This is a genomic window from Pseudomonas asplenii, from assembly GCF_900105475.1.
GTDB classification, from domain to species: Bacteria; Pseudomonadota; Gammaproteobacteria; order Pseudomonadales; family Pseudomonadaceae; genus Aquipseudomonas; species Aquipseudomonas asplenii.
The window spans coordinates 3,724,081-3,738,469 of record NZ_LT629777.1 but is presented as its reverse complement, the minus strand read 5'-3'; the positions used below and the strand labels follow the sequence as shown (position 1 = coordinate 3,738,469).

11 protein-coding genes and 2 tRNA genes are annotated in these 14,389 nt (G+C 58.6%); 5 read left to right on the top strand and 8 right to left on the bottom strand.

The features are described from left to right. From BLU37_RS17170 to tnpC, 5 genes are all read left to right on the top strand, one after another. Positions 1-1,020 carry an ABC transporter permease gene (locus BLU37_RS17170; protein WP_010445810.1) on the top strand — a complete coding sequence of 340 codons (1,020 nt, stop codon included), beginning with the start codon at positions 1-3 and terminating at the stop codon, positions 1,018-1,020. A 1-nt stretch (position 1,021) separates the two neighbouring features. Beyond that, positions 1,022-2,632 carry an ABC transporter ATP-binding protein gene (locus BLU37_RS17165; protein ID WP_090206868.1) on the top strand — a complete coding sequence of 537 codons (1,611 nt, stop codon included), beginning with the start codon at positions 1,022-1,024 and terminating at the stop codon, positions 2,630-2,632. A 210-nt stretch (positions 2,633-2,842) separates the two neighbouring features. Continuing rightward, a complete protein-coding gene (tnpA, locus tag BLU37_RS17160) occupies positions 2,843-3,163 on the top strand; it encodes an IS66-like element accessory protein TnpA (RefSeq protein ID WP_090206865.1) in 321 nt (106 codons plus the stop codon). Beyond that, positions 3,160-3,495: an IS66 family insertion sequence element accessory protein TnpB gene (gene tnpB / locus BLU37_RS29490; protein WP_019360435.1), complete on the top strand. Its 336-nt coding sequence runs from the start codon at positions 3,160-3,162 to the stop codon at positions 3,493-3,495. Before tnpA ends, tnpB begins: the two co-directional genes overlap by 4 nt. 63 nt (positions 3,496-3,558) lie before the next feature. Further along, positions 3,559-5,094 carry an IS66 family transposase gene (tnpC, locus tag BLU37_RS17150; protein WP_029530957.1) on the top strand — a complete coding sequence of 512 codons (1,536 nt, stop codon included), beginning with the start codon at positions 3,559-3,561 and terminating at the stop codon, positions 5,092-5,094. A gap of 143 nt (positions 5,095-5,237) precedes the next feature. Here tnpC and BLU37_RS17145 read toward each other — a convergent pair whose 3' ends face one another. From BLU37_RS17145 to BLU37_RS17110, 8 genes are all read right to left on the bottom strand, one after another. Further along, the gene (locus BLU37_RS17145; RefSeq protein WP_090206862.1) at positions 5,238-7,097 is read right to left on the bottom strand and encodes a SurA N-terminal domain-containing protein; all 1,860 of its coding nucleotides are present in this window, start codon (positions 7,095-7,097) and stop codon (positions 5,238-5,240) included. 242 nt (positions 7,098-7,339) lie between these two features. Beyond that, positions 7,340-7,612: an HU family DNA-binding protein gene (locus tag BLU37_RS17140; protein WP_003183171.1), complete on the bottom strand. Its 273-nt coding sequence runs from the start codon at positions 7,610-7,612 to the stop codon at positions 7,340-7,342. 149 nt (positions 7,613-7,761) lie between these two features. Further along, entirely contained in the window at positions 7,762-10,158 is a 2,397-nt protein-coding gene (gene lon / locus BLU37_RS17135; RefSeq protein WP_010445792.1) for an endopeptidase La, read from the bottom strand. 149 nt (positions 10,159-10,307) lie between these two features. Further along, complete coding sequence (gene clpX, locus BLU37_RS17130) at positions 10,308-11,591, bottom strand: ATP-dependent Clp protease ATP-binding subunit ClpX (RefSeq protein ID WP_010445790.1); 1,284 nt, start codon at positions 11,589-11,591, stop codon at positions 10,308-10,310. 112 nt (positions 11,592-11,703) lie between these two features. Continuing rightward, the gene (gene clpP, locus BLU37_RS17125; RefSeq protein ID WP_010445788.1) at positions 11,704-12,339 is read right to left on the bottom strand and encodes an ATP-dependent Clp endopeptidase proteolytic subunit ClpP; all 636 of its coding nucleotides are present in this window, start codon (positions 12,337-12,339) and stop codon (positions 11,704-11,706) included. A gap of 87 nt (positions 12,340-12,426) precedes the next feature. Further along, entirely contained in the window at positions 12,427-13,737 is a 1,311-nt protein-coding gene (gene tig / locus BLU37_RS17120; protein ID WP_090206859.1) for a trigger factor, read from the bottom strand. Positions 13,738-14,145: 408 nt separating this feature from the next. Beyond that, a tRNA-Leu gene (locus BLU37_RS17115) sits at positions 14,146-14,230 on the bottom strand. Between the two features lie 58 nt (positions 14,231-14,288). After that, positions 14,289-14,364, bottom strand: a tRNA-His gene (locus BLU37_RS17110). Positions 14,365-14,389: the final 25 nt, after the last annotated feature.

Genomic DNA, 14,389 nt, shown 5'->3' with positions numbered 1-14,389 from the left:
ATGCAGCTTTCCCCCCTCAATCGCCGGCGCTTCGAGCGTTTCAAGGCCAACAAGCGCGGCTGGTGGTCCCTGTGGCTGTTCCTCGGGCTGTTCATCATCAGTCTCGGTGCCGAACTGATCGCCAACGACAAGCCGCTGGTGGTGCACTACGACGGCGGCTGGTATTTCCCTGCCCTCAAACGCTATCCGGAAACCACCTTCGGCGGCGAATTCCCACTGGAGGCCAACTACAAAAGCCCCTACATCCGCGAACTGCTGAAGGCCAAGGACGCCTGGGTACTGTGGGCACCGATTCCCTTCAGCTACCAGAGCATCAACTACGACCTCAAGGTCCCGGCACCCGCCCCGCCCTCGGCAGACAACCTGCTGGGGACCGACGATCAGGGCCGTGACGTGCTCGCACGGGTGATCTATGGCTTTCGCATCTCGGTGCTGTTCGCCCTGACCCTGACCGTACTGAGTTCAATTATCGGGGTAGTCGCCGGCGCCCTGCAGGGTTTCTACGGCGGTTGGGTCGACCTGGCCGGCCAGCGCTTCCTGGAAATCTGGTCCGGCCTGCCGGTGCTCTACCTGCTGATCATCCTCGCCAGCTTCGTCCAACCGAACTTCTGGTGGTTGCTGGGGATCATGCTGCTGTTTTCCTGGATGAGCCTGGTGGATGTGGTACGTGCCGAGTTCCTCCGTGGCCGCAACCTGGAATACGTGCGCGCAGCACGGGCGCTGGGCATGCAGAATGGCGCGATCATGTTCCGGCACATCCTGCCCAATGCCATGGTTTCGACCATGACTTTCATGCCGTTCATTCTCACTGGCGCGATCGGCACCCTCACCGCCCTGGATTTCCTCGGTTTCGGCCTGCCGCCAGGCGCACCGTCGCTCGGCGAACTGGTCGCTCAGGGCAAATCCAACCTGCAGGCACCATGGCTGGGGATCAGTGCCTTCGCCGTGCTGGCGATCATGCTCAGCCTGCTGGTGTTCATCGGCGAGTCCGCCCGCGATGCCTTCGATCCGAGGAAATGACATGAATCAGGACAATCTGATCGAAATACGCGACCTTGCCGTGGAGTTCGTCGTCGGCGAACACCGCCAGCGGGTGGTCGAGAGCGTCAGCTTCGATATCCGGCGCGGCGAGACCCTGGCCCTGGTCGGTGAAAGCGGCTCAGGCAAGTCGGTAACCGCCCATTCGATCCTGCGCCTGCTGCCCTACCCGCTGGCGCACCACCCCAGCGGCAGTATTCAGTACGCCGGGCAGGATCTGCTGACCCTGAAGGAAAAGACCCTGCGGCACATTCGCGGCAACCGCATCGCGATGATCTTCCAGGAGCCGATGACCTCCTTGAACCCGCTGCACTCGATCGAGAAGCAGATCAACGAGATCCTCGCCATCCACAAGGGCCTGACCGGCAAGGTCGCCACCCGGCGCACTCTGGAGCTGTTGGAGCTGGTGGGCATACCCGAGCCGCACAAACGCCTCAAGGCGCTGCCCCATGAGCTCTCCGGCGGCCAGCGGCAGCGGGTGATGATCGCCATGGCCCTGGCCAACGAGCCGGAACTGCTGATCGCCGACGAACCGACCACGGCACTCGATGTGACCGTGCAACTGAAAATCCTCGATCTGCTCAAGGAACTGCAGGCACGCCTGGGCATGGCCCTGCTGCTGATCAGCCATGACCTCAACCTGGTGCGGCGCATCGCCAACCGGGTCTGTGTGATGCAACAGGGGCGCATCGTCGAACAGGCCGACTGCGAACAGTTGTTCTGCCAACCTCAGCATCCCTACACCTGCGAACTGCTGAGTGCCGAACCCCGCGGCGAGCCGGCGACCAACCCGGCTGGCGCACCGCTGCTGGAAGTCGAGGACCTGAAGGTCTGGTTTCCGATCAGGAAGGGCCTGCTGCGCCGCACCGTGGACCACGTCAAGGCGGTGGACGGCATCAACTTCAGCCTGCCTCAGGGCCAGACCCTGGGTATCGTCGGCGAGAGCGGCTCGGGCAAATCGACCCTGGGCCTGGCGATCCTGCGGCTGATCGGCAGCCAGGGTGAGATCCGTTTCGAAGGCCAGTCCCTGAACTGCCTGTCACAGCAGCAGGTACGCCCCCTGCGCCGGGAAATGCAGGTGGTGTTTCAGGACCCGTTCGGCAGCCTCAGCCCGCGCATGTGTGTCAGCGAAATCGTTGGCGAGGGTCTGCGTATCCACAAGATCGGCACGCCTGCGGAACAGGAGCAGGCGATCATTGCCGCGCTGAAGGAAGTTGGCCTCGATCCACAGACCCGACACCGTTATCCCCACGAGTTCTCCGGTGGACAACGGCAGCGAATCGCCATCGCTCGGGCCCTTGTGCTCAAACCGGCGCTGATCCTGCTCGACGAGCCGACCTCGGCCCTAGACCGCACCGTACAACGCCAGGTGGTTGAGCTGCTGCGCTCGCTGCAGATCAAGTACAACCTGACCTATCTGTTCATCAGCCATGACCTGGCAGTGGTCAAGGCGCTGAGCCACCAGTTGATGGTGGTCAAGCACGGCCAGGTGGTCGAGCAAGGGGACGCACGGCAGATCTTCGAGGCGCCGCAGCATCCCTATACGCGGCAGTTGCTGAAAGCTGCGTTCCTGACACCCGAGAAGGCCTTGTAGGCCCTCTTCGCGGGCAAGTCGGACGCCCCGCTCCTACAGATTTTGCCGTTTATCAATATCGCAAACGGCACCCGCCTTGTAGGAGCAGGCGGTGCAGCGTGCGACTTGCCGTAAGCGTACGGCGAACTCACCTTCCGAACTCCAGCATTAAGGGCGATGGTGTCCGCGTATTTTTAAGCGGACGCAATCACCCTTATCGCCAGGATTTTCATGCGCCAACGAAGCTCTTATCCGAAACCGTTCAAAGCCCAGGTCGTTCAGGAATGCCTGCAACCTGGGGCAACCGTGTCGAGTGTTGCCATCAGCCACGGCATCAATGCCAATGTCATCCGCAAATGGATGCCGCTCTATCGAGACCAGCCTGCAGCGACTTCACTACCGGCATTCGTTCCGCTAAAAGCCGCACCTAAACGGCCAGCCGAAGCGTCAGTGATCATCGAGTTGCCCATGGCCGGCCAAGTGATCACAGTGAAATGGCCAACCTCAGATCCCGAGGGCTGCGCGCAATTTATACAGGCTGTGGCCCAATGATCCGCATCAATGCGATCTGGCTGGCCACCGAGCCGATGGATATGCGCGCCGGTACCGAAACCGCATTAGCCCGGGTGATAGCGGTGTTCGGTGCGGCGAAGCCGCACTGCGCTTATCTGTTCGCCAATCGCCGGGCTAACCGGATGAAGGTGCTGGTGCATGATGGTGTGGGCGTCTGGCTTGCCGCGCGGCGCCTGAATCAAGGCAAGTTTCACTGGCCCGGCATTCGCCACGGCTGCGAGGTCGAACTCGACAGCGAACAACTCCAGGCGTTGGTACTGGGTTTGCCGTGGCAGCGAGTCGGCGCGGGTGGCGTGATCAGCATGCTGTAATCGCCGGCCATTTGACCGGTCTGCTTATCGTCGTTTCGGGCCTGCTCTGGCACAATCGGTGGCATGACTTTCTCGCCCAACCTCGACCAGATGACCCCGGAACAGCTTCGTGCCTTGGCGGCACAGGCGTTGCAGTTGCAGTCCCAAGTCGAGGCGATGAGCAGAAAGATCCAGAACGATGAAACCATCATCGAGCAGCTCACTTACGAAATTGCCCTGCTCAAACGCCACAAGTTTGCCAAGCGCAGCGAGCAAATCAGTCCGGCGCAAGGCAGCTTGCTGGATGACCTGCTCGATACAGACCTTGAAGCTATCGAGGCAGAGCTGAAACAGCTCCTCCCAGCTTCGTCACAGGCCGAGCCACGGCAATCCCCCAAACGTGCGCCATTGCCACCGCAGTTTCCACGCACGGTGATTCGTCACGAACCGGAAAACACTCAGTGCGCTTGTGGCTGCCAACTTCAACGCATCGGCGAAGACGTTAGCGAGAAGCTGGATTACACGCCAGGCGTGTTTACCGTCGAGCAGCATGTACGTGGTAAATGGGCCTGCCGTCAGTGCGAAACACTGATCCAAGCGCCGGTGCCAGCGCAGGTTATCGACAAAGGTATCCCGACCGCAGGCTTGCTGGCCCACGTAATGGTGGCCAAGTTTGCCGATCACTTGCCGCTGTACCGGCAGGAGAAAATTTTTGGCCGCGCCGGGCTGGCAATCGCTCGCTCGACCTTGGCCCAGTGGGTCGGACAAACCGGTGTGCGGCTCCAGCCGCTTGTCGATGCACTGCGTGAAGCCGTGCTGAACCAAGGTGTGATTCACGCTGATGAAACACCGGTGCAAATGCTTGCGCCGGGTGAGAAGAAAACCCACCGAGCCTATGTCTGGGCCTACAGCACGACGCCGTTTTCGGCGCTCAAAGCTGTGGTTTACGATTTCAGCCCAAGCCGTGCAGGCGAACATGCGCGCAACTTCCTGGGCGACTGGAACGGCAAGTTGGTCTGCGATGACTTCGCTGGCTACAAAGCAGGTTTTGAGCAAGGCATCACTGAAATCGGCTGCATGGCCCACGCCCGTCGCAAGTTTTTCGACCTGCATGTTGCGAACAAAAGTCAGTTGGCCGAACAAGCGCTGCACTCGATCAGCGGCTTGTACGAAGTCGAGCGCCAAGCGCGGGACATGAGTGATGAAGATCGTTGGCGAATACGTCAGGAAATGGCGGTACCGATCTTCAAAAAACTGCATGACTGGATGTTGGCCCAGCGCGACTTGGTGCCCAACGGATCAGCCACGGCCAAAGCCCTCGACTACAGCCTGAAACGCTGGGTAGCGCTGACGCGCTACCTGGACGATGGAGCTGTGCCGATCGATAACAATCAGGTCGAGAACCAGATACGGCCATGGGCACTCGGGCGCTCGAACTGGCTGTTTGCCGGGTCGCTGCGCAGTGGTAAACGGGCGGCTGCAATCATGAGCCTGATCCAGTCGGCACGCATGAATGGGCATGATCCGTATGCCTATCTCAAAGATGTGCTGGCGCGGCTGCCGACACAGCGGGCCAGTGAGATCGGGCAGTTGCTGCCGCATCAGTGGGTGCCTGCCTAACTTACGCAAGGTGAGTTGGGCGGACGCTTACGACTTGCCCGCGAAGAGGCCGATCGTTTCACCACAAAGCCTGGACCGACAGAAACAAAAAGGCCGCTCGATTGAGCGGCCTTCCTGTTTACAGCAGAGCGGTATCAGCGGCTTCAGAAGCGCTTGATCTGCGCTTCGCTTTCCAGTTGCTTGCGGTACGCGGCGAAGTCCTGCTGACCGATACGCGAAGCGAGGAAGCGACGGTAGGACGCCTTCTCCTGATCGGTCGGCGCAGCGCCTTCGTTGACGCCATTGAGGCTGATGATGACGAGGTTGCCATCGGCCAGCGTCACGGTATCAAAGGTCGGCTTGCCCTTGGCAACAGGCTTGGGCATGCGGAACAGTGCCTGCAGCACCGCCGGATCAACACCTTCCTGACCACGGGTAACGGCTTCCTGCACCTTCCAGGACTGACCCGCTGGCAACGCCTTGCCTTCACGCAGACTGGCGATCAGTTCGTCAGCCTTGACCTTGGCGGCCGCCGTGGCGTGCTCCTTGGTCAATTGCTTGCGAATGCTCGCATCCACGCTCTCCAGCGGCAGTTGCTCCGGCTTGTGGTGCTCCTTGGCACGCAAGACGACGACAGTGTCCGGGTCCAGGTCGATGGCGCTGCTGTTGGCACCTTCATTCAGCACTTCCGGGCTGAACGCGGCCGTCACCACGGCGCGATTGGCCGCAATGCCTTCACCACCTTCACGACCGAATGGCGCACTGGTCTGCACCTTCAGGTTCAGATCCTGAGCTGGCTGGGCCAGATCGGAAGCCTCGAACGAGGAGTCTTCGAGCTGCTTGGTCGCCTCGACGAAACGCTGCTCGACCTGCTGGGCCTTCAGCTCGCGAGTCAACTTGTCCTTGAGGCTGGCGAAGGTCGGCACTTCAGGTGATTCGACGCCCAGCAACTTGATCAGGTGGTAGCCGAACTCGCTGCGCACCGGGCCCGATACCTGACCCTTGTTCAAGGCATACAGCGCTTTTTCGAAGGCTGGATCGTAGACGTCAGGACCGGCGAAACCGAGGTCACCACCGTTGTTGGCCGAACCCGGGTCCTGCGAAAACTGCTTGGCCAGGGCCGCGAAGTCCTCACCCTTGGCCAGACGCTGCTGGATCTCTTCGATCTTCGCCTTCGCCTGGGCATCGGTGACCTTGTCGTTCACTTCGATCAGGATGTGCGCCGCGCGACGTTGCTCAGCCAGGTTCGAGGTTTCTTTCTTGTACAGCGCCTGCAGATCTTCATCCTTGACGCTGACCTGGTCGAAGAAAGAGGACTTCTTCAACTCCAGATAGTCGATGACGACCTGGTCCGGGGTCATGAACTCCTGGGCATGCTTGTCGTAGTAGGCCTTGACTTCGTCATCGGTCAGCTTGACGGCAGCCGGGTCACTCTTGACGATCAACGAAGAGAAATCGCGGGTCTGCTTCTCCAGGCGGGCAAAGGCCAGCACCTGGGTATCGGTCACGAAACCACTGCCTGCCAGACCGGCGCGCACTTGGCCGATGAGCATTTCCTGAGCCAGCATCTGGCGGAACTGCATACGGCTGTAGCCCAGTTGACGAATCACCTGGTCGAAACGATCGGAATTGAACTTGCCATCCACCTGAAATTCAGGCGTCAGCAGGATAACCTGGTCCAGGGCCGCGTCGGAGAAGGCGAATTTCGACTTTTCGGCGCCCTGCAGCAGCAGTTTGCGATCGATCAGCCCCTTGAGGGCCGATTCGCGAAGCATTTTTTCATCCAGCAGCGCTGGATCGAAATCCTTGCCCAGTTGCTGCATCAGTTGGCGACGTTGCATGTCGACCGCCTGACTCAGCTCGTTCTGGGTGATTTCTTCACCGTTGACCTTGGCCGCATCCTGACTGGTGGAGGTGGCCCGGAAAATGGCATCAAAGCCGGTCAGTGCCATCAATAGAACGATGGCCCCGATGATGGTCTTGGCAATCCAGCCTTGTGAATTGTCCCTGATATTTTGCAGCATGCGTCCCCCAGAAACGGTTGAACTTCAAGAATGGACAACCGTGGAGCGTGGGTAGAGTCCGGATAGAAGAAAGGCGCATCCGAGGATGCGCCTTCTCGTAACTGGCGGAGCGGACGAGGATCGATCATTCAACCCCCGGGGTGACAGGTCAGCAGCCCTTGCAGGCCCGGCTGACCGCTTTACCGCTCCGCTACCAGGTCAGGAGCAAGCCCGACCTGACTAGACAAAGGCGTTGAAGAAACTCAGTTGACCGCTTCTTTCAGTGCTTTGCCAGCCTTGAAACCTGGCTTTTTGGCAGCAGGAATTTCCAGCGTCTTACCGGTCTGTGGGTTGCGACCAGTGCGAGCAGGACGATCAGTCACGGAGAAAGTACCGAAGCCAACCAGTACAACGGAGTCGCCAGCCTTCAGAGCGCCAGTGACGGATTCGATTACTGCGTCCAGCGCACGGCCAGCAGCAGCTTTCGGGATATCAGCAGATGCAGCGATAGCATCAATCAGTTCCGACTTGTTCACTCTAAGTCCCCTTATATCTATTGAGTATATTTCTAAGTTTTGGGTGAAAGCTAAAACAGGTGCTGAGTGGCCTACAGGCACTTATAAGAGCCGCTTTATAACAAGGGCTCTAAAAAGCTGTCAAGGAAGCCCCCCAGGCAAGATCTCTACTAATGGGTACTGATTCTTTCCTTGGAATCCGCATCGCGTTTCTCGTCCTTCGCGACGATCTCCGGAACCACATCTGGCAAGGGCTCCGGGGCGTATTGCAGCGCAATTTGCAGGACTTCGTCAATCCATTTAACCGGTTTAATCTGAAGATCCTGCTTAATATTGTCAGGAATTTCCTTCAGATCACGCACATTCTCTTCTGGAATGATCACGGTCTTGATCCCGCCACGATGAGCGGCCAACAATTTTTCCTTCAGGCCGCCAATCGCCAACACCTGGCCCCGCAGGGTAATCTCACCCGTCATGGCGACATCTGCGCGTACAGGAATACCGGTCAGCGCCGACACCAGAGCGGTACACATTCCTACACCAGCACTAGGGCCGTCCTTCGGCGTAGCGCCCTCCGGCATGTGGATATGAGTATCGCGTTTCTCGTGGAAATCCAGCGGAATGCCCAGGCTCTTGGCCCGGCTGCGCACCACGGTCTGGGCAGCCGTGATCGACTCGACCATCACATCGCCCAGGGAACCGGTCTTGATCAGTTGCCCCTTGCCCGGTACCACGGCGGCTTCGATGGTCAGCAGTTCACCACCGACCTGGGTCCAGGCCAGACCCGTCACCTGCCCTACCTGATCCTGCTGCTCGGCCAGGCCGTAGCGGAATTTACGCACACCCAGGAAGTGCTCCAGCAGATCGGAAGTGATCTTCACCGAGAAGCGTTTTTCCACTGCATGCTCTTTCACCGCCTTGCGGCAAACCTTGGCAATCTGCCGCTCCAGGCCACGCACACCGGCTTCGCGGGTGTAGTAACGGATGATGTCGCGGATCGCCTCGTCCTCGAACTCCAGCTCGCCCTTCTTCAGGCCGTTGGCCTCGATCTGCTTGGGCGACAGGTACTTGGTCGCGATGTTGATCTTCTCGTCCTCGGTGTAACCCGGCAGGCGGATCACTTCCATCCGGTCCAGCAGCGCTGGCGGGATGTTCATCGAGTTGGAGGTGCACAGGAACATCACGTCGGACAGGTCGTAGTCGACTTCCAGGTAATGGTCGTTGAAGTTGTGGTTCTGCTCGGGGTCCAGGACCTCCAGCAACGCCGAGGCCGGGTCGCCACGCATGTCGCTGCCCATCTTGTCGATTTCATCGAGCAGGAACAGCGGGTTGCGCACACCCACCTTTGTCATTTTTTGTATCAATCTTCCTGGCATCGAACCGATGTAGGTCCGGCGATGACCACGGATTTCCGCTTCATCACGCACACCACCGAGGGCCATGCGCACGAATTTGCGATTGGTCGCGTTGGCAATCGACTCCGCCAGGGAAGTTTTGCCGACCCCCGGAGGACCGACCAGGCACAGCACAGGGCCACGGATCTTCTTCACGCGTTTCTGTACGGCGAGATACTCGAGAATCCGTTCCTTGACCTCATCCAGACCATAGTGGTCGGCATCGAGGATGTCTTCGGCGCGCTTGAGATCCAGGCGAACCTTGCTCTGGGCCTTCCACGGTACCTGCACCAGCCAGTCGAGGTAGGAACGCACCACAGTGGCCTCGGCGGACATCGGCGACATCTGCTTGAGCTTGTTCAGCTCGGCCTGGGCCTTGGTCAGGGCATCCTTGGGCAGGCCGGCGTCATCGATGCGTTTTTTCAACTCTTCGATTTCGTTATGGCCTTCGTCGCCATCGCCCAGCTCTTTCTGAATGGCCTTCATCTGCTCATTCAGGTAGTACTCGCGCTGGCTGCGCTCCATTTGTTTCTTGACGCGACCACGGATGCGCTTTTCAACCTGCAGCAGGTCGATTTCGGCATCCAGCAGCGCCAGCACGTGCTCGACACGGGCAGGCAGCTCGATGATTTCGAGAATGTCCTGTTTCTGCTCGATTTTCAGGGCCATGTGCGCGGCCATGGTGTCGACCAGGCGGCTCGGCTCATCAATGCTGTTGAGCGAGGACAGGACTTCGGCGGGAACCTTCTTGCCCAGCTGTACGTATTGCTCGAACTGCGACAACAGACTGCGCACGAACACTTCGGATTCGCGATCCGGCGCCTCGGTTTCCTCGATCAGCGTCACTTGCGCGCGGCAATGGCCATCGACTTCGCTAAAATGCTCGACCGTACCGCGTTGCTCACCTTCCACCAGCACCTTGACGGTGCCATCAGGCAGCTTGAGCAGTTGCAGGACGGTCGCTACGGTACCGACCCGATACAGGGCATCTTCGCCCGGATCATCATCGGCAGGATTACGCTGAGCCAGCAGCAGGATCTGCTTGTCGCCCGTCATCGCGGCCTCGAGGGCTTCGATAGACTTCTCGCGCCCCACGAACAGCGGGATAACCATGTGCGGATACACCACGACATCACGCAATGGCAGGAGAGGCAATTCGATGGTCGTCTTCATGATTTCGCCTCTACGGCGGCCCTGAGGCCGGGAACAGATAGAAAGTAAGCTTAGGATCAAGATGGGGGTTGCTTGGGAAAAAAACAAGCGCCCTGTCAGGAAAAGCAAAAGGGGCCAGAAGGCCCCTTTTAGGTCACATGCTCCGACGCTTACGCGTCAGGTGCGGCCTTGGCGGTCGGCTCACTGTTCTCATAGATGTACAGCGGCTGGGACTTGCCTTCTATGACGCTTTCGTCGATCACCACTTTACTCACGTCCGATTGCGACGGGATTTCGTACATGGTGTCGAGCAGGATGCCTTCCAGGATCGAACGCAGACCACGGGCACCGGTCTTACGCTCCAGGGCACGCTTGGCCACGGATTTCAGCGCATCGGCACGGAACTCGAGGTCAACGCCTTCCATTTCGAACAACTTGGCATACTGCTTGGTCAAGGCGTTCTTCGGCTCGGTGAGGATCTGCATCAATGCAGCCTCATCCAGCTCGTCCAGAGTCGCCAGAACCGGCAAACGACCGACGAACTCGGGGATCAGACCGAACTTGACCAGATCGTCAGGTTCGACTTCACGCAGGGATTCGCCAACCTTCTTACCCTCTTCCTTGCTGCGGACCTCGGCCGTGAAACCGATACCACCCTTGGTCGAACGGTTCTGGATGACCTTCTCCAGGCCGGAGAACGCACCACCACAGATGAACAGGATGTTACGGGTGTCGACCTGCAGGAACTCCTGCTGCGGGTGCTTGCGGCCGCCTTGTGGCGGAACGGAAGCGACCGTACCTTCGATCAACTTCAGCAAGGCCTGCTGCACGCCCTCGCCGGAAACGTCGCGGGTAATCGAAGGGTTGTCGGACTTGCGGGAAATCTTGTCGATTTCGTCGATGTAGACAATGCCCATCTGGGCCTTCTCCACATCGTAATCGCACTTCTGCAGCAACTTCTGAATGATGTTTTCCACGTCCTCGCCCACATAACCAGCCTCGGTGAGGGTGGTTGCGTCAGCGATGGTGAACGGTACATTCAGCAGGCGCGCCAATGTCTCGGCCAGCAGGGTCTTGCCCGAGCCGGTCGGGCCGATCAGCAGGATGTTGCTCTTGCCGAGTTCGACGTCGTCGCTTTTCTTGTCGCGCTGGTTCAAGCGCTTGTAGTGGTTGTATACCGCTACGGCCAGAACCTTCTTGGCACGCTCCTGACCAATGACGTACTGATCAAGGATGCCGCTGATTTCTTTAGGCGAAGGCAGTTTATGCGCGCTGCTCTCGGCCTGTGCTTCCTGCACCTCCTCACGGATGATGTCATTGCACAGGTCGACGCACTCGTCGCAGATAAAGACCGAGGGGCCGGCAATCAATTTGCGTACTTCATGCTGGCTTTTGCCACAGAAGGAGCAATAAAGCAGCTTGCCGTTGTCCTCGCCGTTGCGGGTGTCAGTCATTCGTTCGATCCAAATCCGATAGGCTTGCAACACAAGATGAAGGCTATTGCAGGCTTTTTCAAGCCCGCAGGTGATCGGACCGGCCGACCACCCCTATTTTGTGCGGCTTATTTCACGCAGGGCGCTTTTCGATCACTTCGTCGATCAGGCCATACTCACGTGCAGCGGTTGCGCTCATGAAGTTGTCGCGATTGGTATCGCGCTCGATTTCTTCAAGGGTACGCCCGCTGTGCTTGGCCATCAGCGTGTTGAGGCGCTCGCGAATGAACAGGATTTCCTTGGCATGGATTTCGATATCCGAAGCCTGGCCCTGGAAACCGCCCAGAGGCTGGTGAATCATCACGCGCGAGTTCGGCAGGCAGAAACGCTTGCCTTCGGCACCGGCGGTCAGCAGGAACGCACCCATGCTGCAGGCTTGGCCGATACAGGTGGTCGAAACGTTCGGCTTGATGAACTGCATGGTGTCGTAGATCGACATACCCGCCGTTACCGAACCGCCCGGGGAGTTGATGTAGAGATGGATGTCCTTGTCCGGATTTTCCGCTTCAAGGAACAGCAACTGCGCACAGATCAGGTTGGCCATGTAGTCCTCTACCGGGCCCACCAGAAAGATCACTCGCTCCTTGAGAAGACGCGAGTAGATGTCATAGGCGCGCTCGCCACGAGCGGACTGCTCGACAACCATCGGGACCAGGCCGCCAGCGGCCTGGATATCAGAGTTCTGCTGAATATAAGAATTACGGAACATGCTCTGCACCCAAATAGTCATGTCTTGAATACGCATAAGCCAGCGCGAGGCTGGCTTATGGTGTGTATTTTCCAACGAGTCAGAAAATCATTCGGCCTGTGGAGCTTCCGCAGGCTTGACTGCTTCTTCGTAGGAGACCGATTTATCGGTCACTTTCGCCTTCTGCAGAACAGTATCCACAACTTGTTCTTCGAGCACAACCGAACGAACTTCGTTCAGTTGCTGTTCGTTCTTGTAGTACCAGGACACAACTTGCTCTGGCTCCTGGTAGGCCGAGGCCATTTCCTGGATCAGTTCGCGAACGCGGTCTTCGTCAGGCTTGAGGTCAAATTGCTTGACCACTTCAGCGACGATCAGGCCCAGCACGACGCGGCGCTTGGCTTGTTCTTCGAACAGTTCAGCCGGCAGTTGGTCAGGCTTGATGTTGCCGCCGAACTGCTGAACAGCCTGCACGCGCAGACGGTTCACTTCGTTCTCCAGCAGCGCTTTCGGCACTTCGATCGGGTTGGCAGCCAGCAGGCCGTCCATTACCTGGTTCTTGACCTTGGACTTGATCGCCTGACGCAGTTCGCGCTCCATGTTCTTGCGAACTTCGGTGCGGAAGCCGTCCAGGCCGCTTTCCTTGATACCGAACTGGGCGAAGAAGGCTTCGTTCAGCTCAGGCAGGGTCGGCGCGGAAACGGTGTTCACGGTCACGGTGAACTCGGCGGCTTTGCCAGCCAGGTCGAGGTTCTGGTAATCCTCTGGGAAGGTCAGGTTCAGAACACGTTCTTCACCGGCCTTTGCACCCACCAGACCCTCTTCGAAGCCCGGGATCATGCGGTTGGAACCCAGAACCAGTTGGGTGCCCTTGGCGGAGCCGCCAGCGAATACTTCGCCGTCGACCTTGCCCACGAAATCGATGTTCAACTGGTCTTCGTTCTGGGCAGCACGCTCGGCCACTTCGAAACGGGTGTTCTGCTTGCGCAGGATTTCCAGCATGTTGTCCAGATCGGCATCAGCCACATCGGCGCTCAGGCGCTCGACGGCGATGGAATCGAAACCGGCAACGGTGAACTCGGGGAACACTTCGAAGGTAGCGATGTATTCCAGGTCCTTGCCTTTCTCCAGCACTTTCGGCTCGACCGAAGGCTGACCGGCAGGGTTCAGCTTCTGCTCGACCACTGCTTCATAGAAGGAAGCCTGGATCACGTCACCTACCGCTTCCTGACGGGCATCAGCTTCGTAACGCTGACGGATCACGCTCATTGGCACCTTGCCAGGACGGAAGCCTGCAATCTTGGCCTTTTGGGCAGTCTGCTGCAGACGCTTGTTGACCTGGGTCTCGATGCGCTCAGCTGGCACGGTGATGCTCATGCGGCGCTCAAGAGCCGATGTATTTTCAACAGAAACTTGCATGGATATTCCTCGTTGCACAGACGTTAGCCGGCCGTTTCCGACCTCAGAAGCAAGGGCATGCATTCTAGTGGGTCATACTCAAGAAGTCACCCCGCTGAAAACGAGCAGGAAACAGCCGGTAATTATTCGTCGGAACAGGCTGTTGGCGTCCTTTTCCGACAACACGCAATCACTTGTGCCAGAGCCCTCGCCGCCCTCTTTCAAGACAGAAGAGGCCACCGACCGGAACCCCGGCAATCGGCCCGCCAAACAGACCGAACGCAGAACCGGCAGCATCCAGCAACAACAAGACCGCAACCAGGCACAGGCACCTGGAGAGACCGCATCGCAGAATCCGCCGGAACCTTAAACAAAAAAGGCGCAGCCCTTATTCAGGTGCTGCGCCGTCTTTTGTATGTGAAGCCAATATGGTGCGGACGAAGAGACTCGAACTCTTACGCCTCGCGGCGCTGGAACCTAAATCCAGTGTGTCTACCAATTCCACCACGTCCGCGGGTAAAACCGTTAAAGCAAAGACGCCAGATTATTAATCTGGCGTCTTTATTCGAATATGGGGTGGACGATGGGGATCGAACCCACGACAACAGGAGTCACAATCCTGTGCTCTACCAACTGAGCTACGCCCACCATATTGCGCTACTTGTGCCAAAGC

Bases quoted from the DNA above. Each gene is read 5' to 3' on its own strand.
- BLU37_RS17170 (WP_010445810.1), top strand. From the start codon at position 1: ATGCAGCTTTCCCCCCTCAATCGCCGGCGCTTCGAGCGTTTCAAGGCC.
- BLU37_RS17165 (WP_090206868.1), top strand. From the start codon at position 1,022: ATGAATCAGGACAATCTGATCGAAATACGCGACCTTGCCGTGGAGTTC.
- tnpA (WP_090206865.1), top strand. From the start codon at position 2,843: ATGCGCCAACGAAGCTCTTATCCGAAACCGTTCAAAGCCCAGGTCGTT.
- tnpB (WP_019360435.1), top strand. From the start codon at position 3,160: ATGATCCGCATCAATGCGATCTGGCTGGCCACCGAGCCGATGGATATG.
- tnpC (WP_029530957.1), top strand. From the start codon at position 3,559: ATGACTTTCTCGCCCAACCTCGACCAGATGACCCCGGAACAGCTTCGT.
- BLU37_RS17145 (WP_090206862.1), bottom strand. From the start codon at position 7,097: ATGCTGCAAAATATCAGGGACAATTCACAAGGCTGGATTGCCAAGACC.
- lon (WP_010445792.1), bottom strand. From the start codon at position 10,158: ATGAAGACGACCATCGAATTGCCTCTCCTGCCATTGCGTGATGTCGTG.
- clpX (WP_010445790.1), bottom strand. From the start codon at position 11,591: ATGACTGACACCCGCAACGGCGAGGACAACGGCAAGCTGCTTTATTGC.
- clpP (WP_010445788.1), bottom strand. From the start codon at position 12,339: ATGTTCCGTAATTCTTATATTCAGCAGAACTCTGATATCCAGGCCGCT.
- tig (WP_090206859.1), bottom strand. From the start codon at position 13,737: ATGCAAGTTTCTGTTGAAAATACATCGGCTCTTGAGCGCCGCATGAGC.